Raw genomic sequence first — 13,801 nt, 5'->3', positions numbered from 1 at the left:
ACAAGCCGACGTCAGGGGATCTATCCGTGCAGCGCAGAAAAGATCGGCGCGTGTGTTCCCTCAACCACCCATATCGAAGTGTTACGAAACTCGCTTTATGAGAATTTCGAATGGCGTGATCGCACAGCTTTCAACGGCCATCTAAATTTGATCTCCGCGTGAACCTAAAGATGCAAGGCGAATCCCGACGGCAGAGCTGCCTCAAGATCGATCTGTTCTCCGGTGATGGGGTGCTGGAACCTTAGAAATTGAGCGTGCAGAAGATATCCTCCATCGCCCGGCAGGCCGGGGAGATCTTCGAGAGGCTGGCCGCTCAAGCCATACAGAGGATCGCCTACCAGCGGATGGCCGATAGATGCCAGATGGATTCTGATCTGATGAGGGCGGCCTGAATATAGGCTTACCTCAAATGTAGTGGTGCTTGTCGTGCGTGAGACCACCTTCGCCAATGACTTCGACGGCTTGCCACTTGGGCTGGCTGCCCACACCGAACCGATCAGCGGGTGCGGGACGAGGCCGATAGGCGTGAGAATTTCGTAGGCGTCCTGCTGTGCAACGCCTTGAGCCAGCGCCCGGTAGACCTTTTGAACTCTGAGTGTGTTCCAGTCTGCAGTTAGCTTCGAGGCCGCCTGCGGTGTCTTGGCGAAGAGGACGATGCCGCTAGTGGCTCGGCCCAACCGGTGGACAGGGTTTGCGTTGGGGCTTTGCTTTTTCACCAGGCGCAGCAGAGTGTTTTCCATGAAGCCGCCACCGGGCAAGGTCGGCAGCCCACTGGGTTTGTTGACGGCCAACAGATGGGCGTCATCAAACAAAACCTCGAAGTGCTGAGGAGAGTCTGGTTCGATCCACGGGGGACGGTTCCAGACAAGCGTTTGGCCTGAAGTGAGCGATTCGCTTCCGTTGGCGATGACGCCGTTGACGGTGACTTCGCCGTTGTCCAGATTTTGTTGCCAGGCTTGTAGGGTTGAGTGCGGGTAAAGGCTTGCCAGGTGCGAGAGCAGGGTTCGTCCATGATCTTTGCTGCTGATGATGGAGGTATAGGCATAGCCCCGGTTGAGCATGTGGCTTGAGTGTAAGCTATCGCATCTGCCAAGAGCTTCAAAGCACCAGCCAAAGTTTCCGTAAGCCACTAAGCTTCGCAGGCCGCGCACCGGAGAAGCTCTCTCCGATACGCGGGCCACGCGGCCCAACCAATCGTCAGCCTGCCTTAGCGAACGAAACCTTCGGAAAATCAATCTCCACCTGCGCCGCCTTGTTGAAGTAGTTCGTCAACACGTTCAGCGCAACGTGAGCGATAATCTCCGCCACCTCACCATCGTTGAAACCAGCCGCGCGAACCGCAGCCAGATCCTCATCGCTTATCTCTCCACGAGTCTCCAGGACACGACGCGTAAACGTGAGCGCAGCGGTAATGCGCGCATCTTGTCCATGTCCATTGCGAGCCTCGCCAATCTGCTCCGGCGTCAGCCCAACCATCTTCCCGATAGCCGAATGAGCCGAGAGGCAATAATCGCAATGATTCTCCTGCGCCGTCACCAGGGCAAGCTCCTCCCGCGTCTTGGCGTCCAGCAGACCGTGGCTCAGCGCACCACTCAACCCCAGATACCCCTCCAGCACAGCAGGCGAGTTTGCCATCACCTTCGTCATGTTTGGAATAATTCCGAGCTTGCCGTGGACAGCGGTAAGCAGATCCTTTGCCTTACCGGTTGCAACATTTGGATCGATAGCGGAAAGACGCGACATAAAATTTCTCCTCGTTGATTCGATTGAGCTGCAAGCCTCAACTTCTGACTCATCCCGTTTGATACCGAACGATCGGTAAAGTTTCAGAGATTCTTTGCTTATTGACACTGTCCCTCGAAAATGAAGCGAACGAACGATCGGGATACTCTAAAGAAGCGGGAACGAAGAAAGTCGAAGCGAAGGGAGATCCAACATGGCGCACTCGACCATCAGCGACGAGCAGCTCCTCATCCGTTCTGCCGGAGTGTTTCGTACGTACGGCTTCGAAGGAACCAGCCTCGCACGCCTCTCAGAGGCGACCGGACTCGAGAAGGCGAGCCTGTACCACCGCTTCCCCGGAGGAAAGGAGCAGATTGCACTTGCGGTAGCCCAGGGAACGCACGCATGGCTGCGGCAGAACGTCTTCGAGCCCCTCAAAGAGCCGGGAGATCCCCGCAAAAAACTTCGCACCGCCATCGAGCAGCTGCGAGCTTGTTACGACGACGGCACCCTTCCCTGCGCCTTCGAGGTGCTCTCCCTCGCTGGCGGCAGCCCCGAACTCGCCGGCGCCCTCAAAGACGCACTTCAGGCCTGGATCAAAGCCTTCACCGACATCGCAAAAGAGAGCGGTCTGCCCAGCGCCGAGGCCCGCAAGAGAGCCGAACAAGCCATCATCCAGATCGAAGGATCCCTCATCGTCGGCCGCGTCCTCGGCGACACCAAAGCCTTTCGCAAATCTCTCGACGAGCTACCCGCCCTCTTGTCCTAAACCTTTCGCTTGTCATCCCCACAAGGGATCTGCGGTTGTAGGTGCCTGTCCTTTTTGTTTGTACTTTTGTTTGTTCCCGTAGGGATCAGCGGTTGTTCTTGTCCTTGCCGTTGCCTGTCCCTTGTCTGTCGTCCCGCAGGGATCTGCTTCTGCCTTTGCCTGTCTTCAGCAAACCGGATAGCCCAATCTTTGAAGCGGCACAACTTCAATCACACCCGTAATCCATAAACAGAGTGCCTAATACCTCGCCTTCGACCTCGAAACCACCCTCGCAGCAACCCCCTAAAAATAAACCTGAAACCGTGGCGTATCTTTCGGCCTACAAAAGACGCCTGCCAAAAGACCATCACCACCACACGAATCACCACAACTCACCACCCAAAAACCACCGCGTAGCAAGGTCTTTTCCCAAAACACCCTCAAAAAACACCCGTTAAACGCAAAAAAGTCCCCGGCACCAGCCAGGGACTTTTTCTGCAATTTAAAACTAAACGCTGAAGCTCGAACCGCAACCGCAGGTCGACTTCACCGCGGCATTCTCGAACTTGAACCCGGCAGCCTCAAGCGTCTCCACATAGTCCACCGTGCAGTTGCTCAGATACATTGCCGAGGTAGCGTCCACAAACACCTTTAGATCCTCGAACTTATAAACCTTGTCCATCATGCCGCTCTGGTTCTCGAACGACATCGAGTACTGGAATCCAGAACATCCACCACCCACAACACCAATCCGAAGACCCGCAGGTACCGGGCTCTGTGTCGCCATAATCTCCCGAACCTTAACAATCGCGGCAGGGGTCAGAGTCACAGGCGTGGTCGAAGCGGGTGTCCCAACAACAACTTCGGGGGTAACGGTTGCAGTAGCCATCGGCAGATCTCCTTGTCTTCTTCAGACATCTTTAAGTGTATGCGCCAGCCACCGTCGCGGCAAGCCCTGACTTATAGATGCAATTCACACCCATCCGATTCAGCAATTCAACCCCTGCTATCATCGCCCATATAACGAAAGAAGAAAGCATGAAGATCCTGCAGTTTATCGCCAACGCCTTCATCAACACCATGGGCATCACCAAGCCCTCCCCACAGGCCGAAAGACGCGCATCCTGGTTCATCGTCATCATGCTCTGCGCCGTCGTCTCCACTGTCGCCGTCATCGCCGCCATCGCCATCCACTGGGCCTCACGCCACTAACGAGCCGCGCTGCTGTCGAGCCTTATCCCTCCCGGAAATAGCTGTCTCGTGCTCCTTGACAGAGAGTATGATGGCGGCGGACGACCTGCGGTTCTCTGAGCAAACACATCCGTTTCATCAGAGGGCGCAGCCTTCCGATTTCATCAGCCCTGTCACAGGGTGGAGGAAACCCCTATGAGCGTTCTACCCATTCTCTTGATCATCTGGGCGGCAATTGCGGCCTGCTTCCTCGCGCTCCTCGCCTACAAGGGCCAGTTGACCCGCTACGAAGAAGATCAGCTCTTCCTCAGCGAAGCCCCGACCCACGAGCAGCAAGTCCAGACCGAGATCGTCCGCAAGGTCAATCAAATTCAACCGTTCGTCCGCGTCCTCGGCGTGGCCGCGGCAGCCATGACCGCCGGCATCGTCGGCATCTTCACCTACGACGCCTGGCAGCACCTCACCAAGTAAGAAGACAGAGAGACGTCGACACCGTCCACGCTCTCCGGCTTCAGGACTAATCTGTCGCAAGTACAAAGAGCCAGAAGCTTCTCAGCCTCTGGCTCTTTCTCATTGATCCATTAAGCGTTATACGTCACAACAAAGAGATCTCGCCTCACAACAAGTCCAGCTCGCGTGAAATGATTCGCAAAATTACTTCCCTCTCACCGCAATCACTTCAATCTCAACCAGAGCCCATGGAGCAGCCAGCGCAGCAACCTGAAACGCGCTGCGAGCCGGCTTATTTGGCTGATCCGTCGTCCCGAAGAACTGTGTATACGCTCCCTGCAGCCCGGCAAAGTCCAGCTTGTTTCCCATCGCCGGATCCCCTGCCAGAAACACCGTCATCTTCACCACGTCTTTCATATCCAGCCCCTGCTCCTTCAGCAAAGCCTGAATCTTATTCAACGCGCTCAACGACTGTGTCTTCGTGTCGCCATACACAGCGGCCGTTCCCTTCGCCGCATCCGCAGCCGTCACCGGAGAGGCCAGTTGTCCGCTCAAATAAAGCGTATCTCCCGCCCACACGCCGTTCGCAATCGGAGACTTCTCGTTCGGCTGCAGATGCTTCACCACAACCTGCGCCTGCATCCCACACGCGGCAGACACCAGAACCGCCGCCATCACTATCTTCTTCATCGTCATCCATCTCTCCCTGTCTGCTTGCAAAAAATCGTTAGCTCATCACCGCACCATCTGCGGCACCGGACATCTTCGCCATCCTCACTTTCTCGCTGATCATACCCACCGCTCGCCGCGCACTCAGCGCCGCACCCTCCTGCCACCCCACCACATGGCTTGCCGTATCGCCCGCGAAGTAGAGAGGCCCATCCGCCTGGATAATCACATCGTATCCACTCGGCCCTCCACCGTAGCTGCCGATCCACGAGCCTTCATTCCACTTCACCCGTCGCCATCCGCAGAACACAGGGTTCTTAAGCTCCTTGCCATGTCCTGGGTGAATCTTCTCCATCGACGCTCGCGAAGCATCGAACTTCTCCTGCATCGTCAGTTTGTAAAACGGCTTATCCACCTCGTCGTCGTAACCCGATACCACAATCCCCGTTGGGTGCATCAGCCGCGACGACGGATACCATATCGGACTCGGCCCCTCCATCAGGTACGACAGTCCGCCATAGATGTTGTAGTCCTGCTCCCAGAACCGCCTGCTCTCCCACGCGATCTTATAGCCGCCGCCCATCTTGCTCTCCTCCACTACCTTCTTGAACGATGGCGAAAGATCATTTGGAATCTTCTTCAACATCGAGAACGGTAGAGCGATGATGCAGTACGAAGCTTCCACCTGCCTGCTCGAACCGTCCTGCGTATAAGAGACGCGAACGCCCTTCGCCGTCTTGCGAATCTCCGTCACCGGCGAGCTGTACTGCACAATCGGCCCCAGCGACTTTGCAAACGCATACGGGATCCGGTCCATACCTCCCACAGGCTGCATCATCGTCGCCTGCCAATCCCAGTCCTCTTCGACAAACAGATCCTCCCAGAAGTCTTCATCCAGCAAAACCCGCATATCCAGCGGCGCCTCCGGAACAGCCATCTGTCCGCCCGCACCCGGAGCCGTCTTTAAACCCGCCCTGTCCGACCCTACATACTTCCCCTGCGCATCCAGCGGACCATAGATCTTCAGAAACGCCGTCATCCGCTCGCGATCTTCCTTGCTCACGTCGGCATCCAGCGCACCCTGCGCCACGCACTTCGACAGCAACTCCGACACATGCCCGCGCGTGTCGTTGATCGCCTTCCTCTGCGGTACCGGCATTCCACCATTCGCCTTATCGTTCTGCAGCAGCGTGGAACGCGAAGTATTGATCTCCACCTCCAGCGGCACACCAAGTTCGCGACAGTATCCCAACATCGTCCAATGCGTACTCGGCAGCCGCGCCGGCCCAAGATTTTGATAGTTGCCATCTTCCCAGCTGATCTTCTGCTTCGTCCCATCCACGAACTCCACCACCGTGCCGTCACGCCCCGTCCAGTTGCGCCCACCCGGACGCTCCCGTGCCTCGAGCACCGTCACCTCATATCCAAGCTTCTTCAGCTCGTACGCTGAAACCAGTCCGCCGATGCCTCCGCCCAGCACCACGACCTTCACACCCGTGCCCGACCCAGCCATCGCCTGAATCGGCTCCGCCAGCGCACCCTTCATCGGCATCAGTCCCAAGGACTGCATCGTCGCAAATGCAGCGCCATACCCACCGGCCTGCCCAACACGCATCAGAAAATCCCGCCGCGAAATTCCCATCCAACTCCTCCGACCGACTCCAGTGAAATTGCACTTCGTTCAACACGGCGTCTTTAACAGCCAAGCAATCGGACAACCGAAAAGAGGAAGCCCAACTACCGGAAGATAGAGCCACCGGAAATAAAGAAGAATCGCAACTCAGATAACGCGGCAACCGCGCACCCAAACGCCACAGATAGATTTGAGAATGATGTCGTTACTCTACCGCAAAAAAGTGTTTGAGGCTCAGCTTTATTTCGCATCCCTCACGCCCATCCGGCGACTCGAATATCATGGCAACAGCAACCTACTTCGCAGGAGATACGCGTCATGGCCAACGATCAGGAAAAAGAAGCCGCCGCACTCGCCAGTCTTAGCTTCATCCGCGACGGCAACATCGTAGGCCTGGGCACAGGCTCCACCGCCGCCTACGCCGTTCGTCTCCTCGGCGAACGCGTCAAGGCTGGCCTCGCCATCCGTGGCATCCCAACCTCATCGCAGACCCGCGATCTCGCCTCAAGCCTCGGTATTCCCCTCACCACCTTCGAAGAGGTCCAGCACATCGACGTGACCATCGACGGAGCCGACGAGTTCGATCCTCAACTCTGCCTCATCAAAGGCGGAGGAGGCGCACTGCTGCGCGAAAAGATCGTCGCCTCCGCCTCCAGCCAGCTCGTCATCGTCACCGACTCCAGCAAACAGGTCGCCGTCCTCGGCAAGTTCCCCGTACCCATCGAGGTCATCACCTTCGCGCAACCCCTCGTCAAAAAAGAGATGGAAGCCCTCGGCGCAACCGTCAGCGTACGCCAGCTGCCCACCGGCGGTCCCTTCATCACTGACGAAGGCCATCACATCCTGGACTGCCACTTCGGCCAGATCCCCGATCCTGCATCGCTCGCACGCAAGCTCAGCGACACCCCCGGCATCGTCGAGCACGGCCTCTTCATCAACATGGCAAGCGTCGTCATCCTCGCCCACGACGGCAAGATCACACAGCTGCACCGCCCTTAAATGACCATGTCCTGCCGGACGAGCCGCCTGCTCAGCGGGAGGTCACTTCGTGACGCGTATACCGGTCACGCAATCATCATCAGGAAAGGTCCTCCCGCTGGTCGGAATCATCATCGTGCCGACCAACGGGAGGACCACCCGAAGGGGTATACAAGTCACGAAGTGACCTCCCGCCGAGCAGGCGGCCCATCCGGCAGGACAAAATCATCCCAAAACCCGAAATCTGCGAAAATAGAAGACAGCGTGCCCACCGAGCCCAACAACACGATCGCAGTCGCCATGTCCGGAGGAGTCGACTCCTCCGCCGTCGCCGCACTCCTGCGCTCCCAGGGCCACGAACTCGTCGGCCTCACCCTCCAGCTTTGGAACCAGCGCCGCCTCGCCGGACACGAAGGCATGCCCGAAGCCGTCCAGGGCCGCTGCTGCTCCATCGACGACGTCTACGACGCGCGCCACGTAGCCGAGCAGCTCGACATCCCCTACTACGTCGTCAACCAGCAGGACCGCTTCGAAGCCGACGTAGTCAAGCCCTTCGTCGCCGAGTACCTCGCCGGCCGCACCCCCATCCCCTGTACCCTCTGCAACAACCACCTCAAGTTCGACCAGCTCCTCACCACCGCCCGCCAGATCGGCGCCGACCGCATAGCCACTGGACACTACGCCCGCAATCACTTCGACGAAACCCGTCAGCGCTGGATCCTCGCCCGCCCCGAAGACAAGTCCAAAGACCAGACCTACTTCCTCTTCGGCCTCACGCAGGATCAGCTAAGCCGCACCCTCTTTCCACTCGGCGAGATGCAGAAGCCCGCCGTCCGCATCATGGCCGCCGAAGCCGGTCTCGCCGTCGCGCAAAAGTCCGACTCCCAGGAGATCTGCTTCATCCCCGGCGGCGACTACAACACCTTCCTCAAGGCCTACCTCGACGAGCAGGGCGAAGACCTCCCCGACACCTCAGGCGAGCTTGTCACCACCACCGGCGAGGTCCTCGGCCACCACGAAGGCATCCAGAGCTTCACCGTAGGCCAGCGCAAAGGACTCGGCCTCACCTCCGTCAATCCGCTCTACGTCCTCGCCATCCATCCCGACTCCCACAAAGTCACCGTAGGCTCCGACGAAGATCTCCTCTCCCGCGATCTCCGCGCCAACCGCCTGAACTGGATCTCCATCCCCACGCTCACCGACCCCATCCGCGTCAGCATCAAGGTCCGCCATCGCCACACCCCGGCCATGGCCACGCTCTCCCGCGTCGACGACCAAACCGTCCGCGCCCTCTTCGACGAGCCCCAACGTGCAATCACCCCCGGCCAGTCCGCCGTCTTCTATCAGGAAGACGAGGTGGTCGGAGGTGGTTGGATTATCTAACCCGTACTTACTATAAAAACTGTTCGAAAAATTACCAGCCCTGATCTACATCCCTGCGCGCACTCGTACGCTCGGAGCCAAAGCCCTTCGCCCGTCCAACCAGCACATCCAGCCCTGCCTTCAGCCCATTGAGCAGACCCGACACCTCGCGCACCGGAATCTTGATGCCACGCTGAATCGCCTCCGAGATCTCCGCAGTCGTATTCAAAGCCGAAGTCACGATGCCATCTACCCGAGCTACCTGCGCCCGCGTCTTCGCGTTCACATCAGCAGCGGTCACGTCGAACTCCTGAGCCTTCGCCCGCACCACATGGCTAGTCTCCACAAAGTTCTCCGTAATCACCTTGATCTTCGGGCTCATGTCGCGAATCATCTCATGCGCATCGTGGAAGATAGGCATCGCCTTCGCGCGAACTTCTTCCGCGATCTCCAGCCCACGCTTCCTCGCCTTCGCCGCGCCAATCGCCATCACGATCAGGGCAATCGCCTGACCCGTCATCGCAACCGCGACCATCCCCACGAAGAACATCAGCAGCTTCGAGTTACCGGACGAAAGCGAGTCCGGGTCCTGCATCCAAATTCCTACGATCCGTATCGCTTCCATATCGTCTCTTCTCTCCCAGAAATCTTCCAGAAAAACTCTGAGCAACAATCATAAGGCCCGGCCAACCCGAAGAGGCTGACCGGGCCATTGCTGCGAAATCAATCGTTATGTGTGCGACTCGCCCGTCGAGCTAGCGTACGCATCCTTACCCGCGTCGATGGCAGCGGAAACTTTATCATGCTGCTCCTGCACCAATCCCTTGCCCTTCTCGACATACTGGGACCACTGCGTCCGTCCGCGCTCATAGTACTCCTTGCCGCGGTCCACATACTCGTTTACCTGCTGCTTACCCTGCGCTGTCAAGTCTGCGGCCCGGTCCTGTGCCTGTTGCGCCAGCACCGCCGCCCGATCCTTCGCATCCAGAGCACTCGCTACCAGATCCTCGCGTGTCTCTTTACCGGCCTTGGGCGCATACAGAACCCCTACCAGCGCGCCTACACCAAGTCCCGCAAGAAACCATCCCAATCCACTTACGCCGCTATCGTTGTCATTATCGGACATGCTCATTCTCCTGTTCAGGCATCAAATGCGGAATCTGCTTCCTCCGCTGTTATATCTCAAATTCGAACACTTCAGTGGCGCCAGACGAAAGCTTGAAACCTCGCTCCGGCACCCAGCTTCATATTCCGCCCTACCGCACACAAATACTCTTCTGGAGAAGATGCCCGCGTATCAAATTAGGTTGCGCCAACCCCAACTCATTCCCATCAACCTCCCAATCCGCCCACATTCAACTCTGTTGTCGCCCATCCGTAGATCTTCCCACCTATCTCCTCCATCCAACTCGCCGTCCACACTTATCTGTCACCTTCCATCCTCCGCTGCGTCATATTCAATGACAGAACTTAGCCTCAAAGCCCCATAGTCAGTTCCCTATGAATCAATAACTCGTGGCGCGCGAGCACCTCCACTCTGAACCTTCCCTCAACGCAACATCAGATTTATTACTCTAGTCATTTAGAGTGTTCGCAGTACGAGATCGTTCCAGGCACGAAAGGAACCACCATGCACGACAAAAAATCTCCCTCCGCGCCCCGCGTCATCATGGCCGCCGCCATCTTCTCGCTCGTCCTCGGCTTCGCTGGATGCAAGACCGCCCCGCCGACCGACGACGCCAGCCTCACCGCCGCCCTGCAAAGCCGCATCGCCTCCGACGGCGCCCTCAGCGCCGAGTCAATCCAGTCCTCCGTTCAAACTCGCATCGCCACCCTCAACGGCACCGTAAGCAACGAAGCCGCCCGTTCCCTCGCCGCAGCCGACGCCTCCCAGGTCCCCGGCATCAAGACTGTCGTCAACAACCTCACCGTCCAACCGCCCACGCCAGCCGCAACCGCCGCCGTTATCCCGCCCCCACCTCCGCCACCAATCCCCGTCACACCCAAAAAGACGCCAGTCGCCAAACCCAAGCCCGCCCCGGTAGTCCGTAAGCAGCCGACTCCACCACCTCCGCCCGCCGAAGTAGCAGCAGCAGCTCCACTGCCGCCCCCGCAGGAACTCCCGCCGCCGCCACCTCCACCGCCACCACCTCCACCACCCCCGGCCTTCCACAACATCACCCTCACTCCGGACACCGTCCTTCCCGTCCGCATCACCCAGACCCTCGACAGCGCCACCACCCAGCAGGGTGACACCTTCACCGGCGTCCTTGCCACCGACGTCCTGGTCGACGGTCTCGTCGCCGTCCGTCAGGGAACGCCCGTCTCCGGCCGCGTCTCCGCCGTGCAGGAGGCCGCCCACTACAAAGGCAGCTCGCTCCTCACCGTAGAGCTCACCACCCTCAATCGCCACGGCGAAAAGATGGCCATCACCACCGAGCCCTACAGCGTTCAGGGCAAGGGCCGCGGAGCCAACACCGCCGAGAAGGTAGGCGGAGGCGCAGCCGTCGGAGCCATCCTCGGAGGCATCTTCGGCGGAGGCAAAGGCGCAGCCATCGGAGCCGCAGCCGGAGGCGGTGCAGGCGCAGGCGTCAACACGATCACCCGCGGTCAGCAGGTCCAGATCCCAGCCGAAACCCTCGTACGCTTCCACCTCACCAACACTCTGTCTTTCAAAGTTCCAGTCAAGGACAACGACACCACCACCACCAATCCCGACCTTCAACCTAGGCCGGCAAATCTTCCGCAGCAGTAAGCGCGTTCTTTGCATCAAAGCTATTAACAGCGTCTCCAGCGTTGAACCGGAAGGTTTATCTTTGGAGTTTTTAGACGCGAACGGCGCCCGCTTCAGGCTGGTGTAAACTCGACGCAGCAGAGCCCGCTCAGACGTGGCACATGCTGCCCCTACCGAAAATCTCCAAATGAGGTACTCCGCTTTGACGAAGGCATCGGTCGATAACGCGTCCCGCCCAGCAGGATTCCTCACCTTTACCCTGCACGCGCATCTTCCCTACGTGGTCAACCACGGCACCTGGCCCCATGGCATGGAGTGGCTCCACGAAGCAGCCGCCGAAACCTATCTTCCGCTCCTCCGCGTCCTCAAAAATCTTGAGCGCGACAACATCCGCTTCAACTGCAATCTCAATCTCTCCCCCATCCTCCTCGAGCAGCTCTCGCACCCTGTCTTCATCGCCGAGTTCCCCAACTACGTCACCCGCAAGATCGTAGCCGCACGCGAAGACGAGGCCTTCTTCATCCAGTCCGGCGAAACTCATCTTGCCGAGACCGCCCGCTTCTGGCATCGCTTCTTCTCCCAGGCCCTCGAAGACTTCAATCACTTCAACGGCAGCATCATCGCCGGCTTCCGCCACTTCAACGACATCGGCCTCATCGACATCATCACCTGCGGTGCGACCCACGGCTACATGCCTCTGCTCGGCACCGACGAGAGCGTCCGCGCCCAGATCCGCACCGCCGTCTCCACCCACATCCGCCACATCGGCAAACACCCCAAGGGCATCTGGGCACCTGAGTGCGGCTACCGTCCCGCCGGCTTCTGGAACTACCCTGTCTCCAACGCCGACGGCACTCCCACGCCCCCCGGCTTCAACCGCATCGGCGTCGAGCAGGCCCTCTCCGAATCCGACATCGACTTCTTCTTCGTCGATACTCACCTCGTCGAAGAAGGCCATCGCGTTCCCTCGCCGTACGAACTCCTCAAAGGAGCCGTCCCCACAGACGAGCAGACCGAGCGCATGACCCACGCCAACTACCGCTCGCTCTACCAGCCCTACTACGTCGATGGTCCTTACCACGGTCCCGACGGCGCGTCCGACAAGCGCTTCGCCACCACCATCTTCCCCCGCGACCCCCGCACCGGCGTTCAGGTCTGGTCCGGCGACACCGGGTATCCAGGCGACGGCGTCTATCTCGACTTCCACAAGAAGCGCTGGCCCGGCGGTCATCGCTACTGGCGCGTTACCGGCCCCAAGGTCGACATGGGCGACAAGCAGCCCTACTACCCGCTCGAAGCCATCGAGCGCACCAAGTCTCACGCCGCCCACTTCGTCCATCTCGTCTACGAGGCCCTCAAGTCCGGCTTCAACGACAATATCCCGCCGATCCTATGCTCCCCCTTCGACGCCGAGCTCTTCGGCCACTGGTGGTTCGAAGGCCCCTACTGGCTCGAAGCCATCGCCCGCAATCTGCACGACTACAACACCGGCATCCAGCTCATCAGCTGCTCTGAATACCTCGAAAAATATCCTCGTGCTGGCTTCATCGCCATGCACGAAGGCTCTTGGGGAGCTGAGGGCAACAACCAGGTCTGGATGAATCCCGAGACCTCCTGGACCTACACCCACATCTATCCCGCCGAGCTGTACACCCGCGAGGTCTGCACCGCCGGCCACTGGCGCAACTCCGCCCAGGGCCTTCGCATCATGCAGCAGCTCTGCCGCGAACTCCTGCTCCTCGAATCCTCCGACTGGCAGTTCCTCATCACCACCGGAGCCGCCCGCGACTACGCAGAGATCCGCTTCCTCACCCACAACGACCAGTTCAACGAGATCAAGGCCATCTGGCAGAGCTTCGACGCCACCGGCAGCATCCACCTCGAAGAAGAGGGCCGCCTCGCCGAGATCGAACGCCGTGACGGCGTCTTTCCCGACATCGACCCCGGCCTATGGGTAGCCGGAGCCCACCAAACCCGCATCGAATCCCAAACCGAGTCCGCCGTCACCGCCTAACCCATCTGTCGTCCCGCCATCGCGGTTGTTGTAATTCGTTATTTACCGTTGCTTGTCCCATTGTTGTCATCCCCGCAGGGGATCTGCGGTTGTCTTTGCTGTTGCGATTGTCGTTGCTTTTGCCTGCCCTTTTGTTTGTCATTCCGTAGGGATCTGCTGCTGCCTTTGCAGTTGTTGCTGCCTCTGCCTATCCTTCTCTAGCAATCACGTCAACGCATGTCCACCAACAACCAACCCAACCCAAACCGCCGCCACTTCCTCCTCGGCACCCTCGCCGCAGGAGCCGCCGCCACCCTCCCC

The 13,801-nt window shown here is 59.1% G+C and carries 15 protein-coding genes; 8 read left to right on the top strand and 7 right to left on the bottom strand.

Translation table 11 applies throughout. The features are described from left to right. Positions 1-164: 164 nt before the first annotated feature. Entirely contained in the window at positions 165-1,061 is an 897-nt protein-coding gene (locus tag GSQ82_RS23485) for an RluA family pseudouridine synthase (RefSeq protein ID WP_158794683.1), read from the bottom strand. 136 nt (positions 1,062-1,197) lie between these two features. Further along, entirely contained in the window at positions 1,198-1,743 is a 546-nt protein-coding gene (locus tag GSQ82_RS23480) for a carboxymuconolactone decarboxylase family protein (RefSeq protein WP_158794682.1), read from the bottom strand. Positions 1,744-1,936: 193 nt separating this feature from the next. Between GSQ82_RS23480 and GSQ82_RS23475 the strand changes: the two genes are divergently transcribed. Further along, a complete protein-coding gene (locus tag GSQ82_RS23475) occupies positions 1,937-2,491 on the top strand; it encodes a TetR/AcrR family transcriptional regulator (RefSeq protein ID WP_158794681.1) in 555 nt (184 codons plus the stop codon). A gap of 487 nt (positions 2,492-2,978) precedes the next feature. Here the strand turns inward: GSQ82_RS23475 and GSQ82_RS23470 are convergent, their stop codons facing one another. Continuing rightward, a complete protein-coding gene (locus tag GSQ82_RS23470; protein ID WP_158794680.1) occupies positions 2,979-3,359 on the bottom strand; it encodes an iron-sulfur cluster assembly accessory protein in 381 nt (126 codons plus the stop codon). A 149-nt stretch (positions 3,360-3,508) separates the two neighbouring features. Here GSQ82_RS23470 and GSQ82_RS23465 point away from each other — a divergent pair, with 149 nt between their 5' ends. Further along, positions 3,509-3,682, top strand: coding sequence for a hypothetical protein (locus GSQ82_RS23465; RefSeq protein ID WP_158794679.1), 174 nt, complete (start codon positions 3,509-3,511; stop codon positions 3,680-3,682). Positions 3,683-3,856: 174 nt separating this feature from the next. Beyond that, on the top strand, positions 3,857-4,132 hold the full coding sequence (locus GSQ82_RS23460) for a hypothetical protein (protein WP_158794678.1): 276 nt from the start codon (positions 3,857-3,859) through the stop codon (positions 4,130-4,132). Positions 4,133-4,315: 183 nt separating this feature from the next. On the opposite strand, the gene GSQ82_RS23455 is transcribed toward GSQ82_RS23460, so the two are convergent. Both GSQ82_RS23455 and GSQ82_RS23450 read right to left on the bottom strand, forming a co-directional pair. Continuing rightward, positions 4,316-4,801, bottom strand: coding sequence for a RidA family protein (locus GSQ82_RS23455; RefSeq protein ID WP_254061876.1), 486 nt, complete (start codon positions 4,799-4,801; stop codon positions 4,316-4,318). A 37-nt stretch (positions 4,802-4,838) separates the two neighbouring features. Then, on the bottom strand, positions 4,839-6,422 hold the full coding sequence (locus GSQ82_RS23450; protein ID WP_158794676.1) for an FAD-dependent oxidoreductase: 1,584 nt from the start codon (positions 6,420-6,422) through the stop codon (positions 4,839-4,841). Positions 6,423-6,731: 309 nt separating this feature from the next. On the opposite strand from GSQ82_RS23450, the gene rpiA reads away from it, so the two are divergent. Both rpiA and mnmA read left to right on the top strand, forming a co-directional pair. After that, positions 6,732-7,412 (top strand): ribose-5-phosphate isomerase RpiA, encoded by a 681-nt coding sequence (rpiA, locus tag GSQ82_RS23445; RefSeq protein ID WP_158794675.1) that lies wholly within the window; start codon positions 6,732-6,734, stop codon positions 7,410-7,412. Between the two features lie 243 nt (positions 7,413-7,655). Further along, a complete protein-coding gene (gene mnmA / locus GSQ82_RS23440) occupies positions 7,656-8,774 on the top strand; it encodes a tRNA 2-thiouridine(34) synthase MnmA (protein ID WP_256370113.1) in 1,119 nt (372 codons plus the stop codon). A 31-nt stretch (positions 8,775-8,805) separates the two neighbouring features. Here the strand turns inward: mnmA and GSQ82_RS23435 are convergent, their stop codons facing one another. After that, positions 8,806-9,378: a hypothetical protein gene (locus tag GSQ82_RS23435; RefSeq protein ID WP_158794674.1), complete on the bottom strand. Its 573-nt coding sequence runs from the start codon at positions 9,376-9,378 to the stop codon at positions 8,806-8,808. A gap of 105 nt (positions 9,379-9,483) precedes the next feature. Next, the gene (locus tag GSQ82_RS23430; protein ID WP_158794673.1) at positions 9,484-9,879 is read right to left on the bottom strand and encodes a YtxH domain-containing protein; all 396 of its coding nucleotides are present in this window, start codon (positions 9,877-9,879) and stop codon (positions 9,484-9,486) included. Positions 9,880-10,383: 504 nt separating this feature from the next. Here GSQ82_RS23430 and GSQ82_RS25420 point away from each other — a divergent pair. The 3 genes from GSQ82_RS25420 to GSQ82_RS25850 form a co-directional block, all read left to right on the top strand. Beyond that, positions 10,384-11,508, top strand: coding sequence for a BON domain-containing protein (locus GSQ82_RS25420; protein ID WP_158794672.1), 1,125 nt, complete (start codon positions 10,384-10,386; stop codon positions 11,506-11,508). Between the two features lie 181 nt (positions 11,509-11,689). Continuing rightward, positions 11,690-13,501: a 1,4-alpha-glucan branching protein domain-containing protein gene (locus GSQ82_RS23420; RefSeq protein ID WP_254061874.1), complete on the top strand. Its 1,812-nt coding sequence runs from the start codon at positions 11,690-11,692 to the stop codon at positions 13,499-13,501. Positions 13,502-13,717: 216 nt separating this feature from the next. Then, positions 13,718-13,801 (top strand): twin-arginine translocation signal domain-containing protein (locus GSQ82_RS25850; RefSeq protein ID WP_158794901.1); only part of this gene is annotated, 84 nt, incomplete at its 3' end.

Origin of the sequence: Granulicella sp. L60 (genome assembly GCF_009765825.1) — a bacterium.
Taxonomy (GTDB): Bacteria; Acidobacteriota; Terriglobia; order Terriglobales; family Acidobacteriaceae; genus Edaphobacter.
Note: the sequence above shows the minus strand (reverse complement) of the source record. Positions and strands in the feature narration are given on the sequence as shown.

Excerpts from the sequence above, each read along its gene's own strand:
- GSQ82_RS23485 (WP_158794683.1), bottom strand. The coding sequence starts at position 1,061 with ATGCTCAACCGGGGCTATGCCTATACCTCCATCATCAGCAGCAAAGAT.
- GSQ82_RS23465 (WP_158794679.1), top strand. The coding sequence starts at position 3,509 with ATGAAGATCCTGCAGTTTATCGCCAACGCCTTCATCAACACCATGGGC.
- GSQ82_RS23470 (WP_158794680.1), bottom strand. The coding sequence starts at position 3,359 with ATGGCTACTGCAACCGTTACCCCCGAAGTTGTTGTTGGGACACCCGCT.
- GSQ82_RS23460 (WP_158794678.1), top strand. The coding sequence starts at position 3,857 with ATGAGCGTTCTACCCATTCTCTTGATCATCTGGGCGGCAATTGCGGCC.
- rpiA (WP_158794675.1), top strand. The coding sequence starts at position 6,732 with ATGGCCAACGATCAGGAAAAAGAAGCCGCCGCACTCGCCAGTCTTAGC.
- GSQ82_RS25420 (WP_158794672.1), top strand. The coding sequence starts at position 10,384 with ATGCACGACAAAAAATCTCCCTCCGCGCCCCGCGTCATCATGGCCGCC.
- GSQ82_RS23480 (WP_158794682.1), bottom strand. The coding sequence starts at position 1,743 with ATGTCGCGTCTTTCCGCTATCGATCCAAATGTTGCAACCGGTAAGGCA.
- GSQ82_RS23430 (WP_158794673.1), bottom strand. The coding sequence starts at position 9,879 with ATGTCCGATAATGACAACGATAGCGGCGTAAGTGGATTGGGATGGTTT.
- GSQ82_RS23455 (WP_254061876.1), bottom strand. The coding sequence starts at position 4,801 with ATGAAGAAGATAGTGATGGCGGCGGTTCTGGTGTCTGCCGCGTGTGGG.
- GSQ82_RS23450 (WP_158794676.1), bottom strand. The coding sequence starts at position 6,422 with ATGGGAATTTCGCGGCGGGATTTTCTGATGCGTGTTGGGCAGGCCGGT.
- GSQ82_RS23475 (WP_158794681.1), top strand. The coding sequence starts at position 1,937 with ATGGCGCACTCGACCATCAGCGACGAGCAGCTCCTCATCCGTTCTGCC.
- GSQ82_RS23435 (WP_158794674.1), bottom strand. The coding sequence starts at position 9,378 with ATGGAAGCGATACGGATCGTAGGAATTTGGATGCAGGACCCGGACTCG.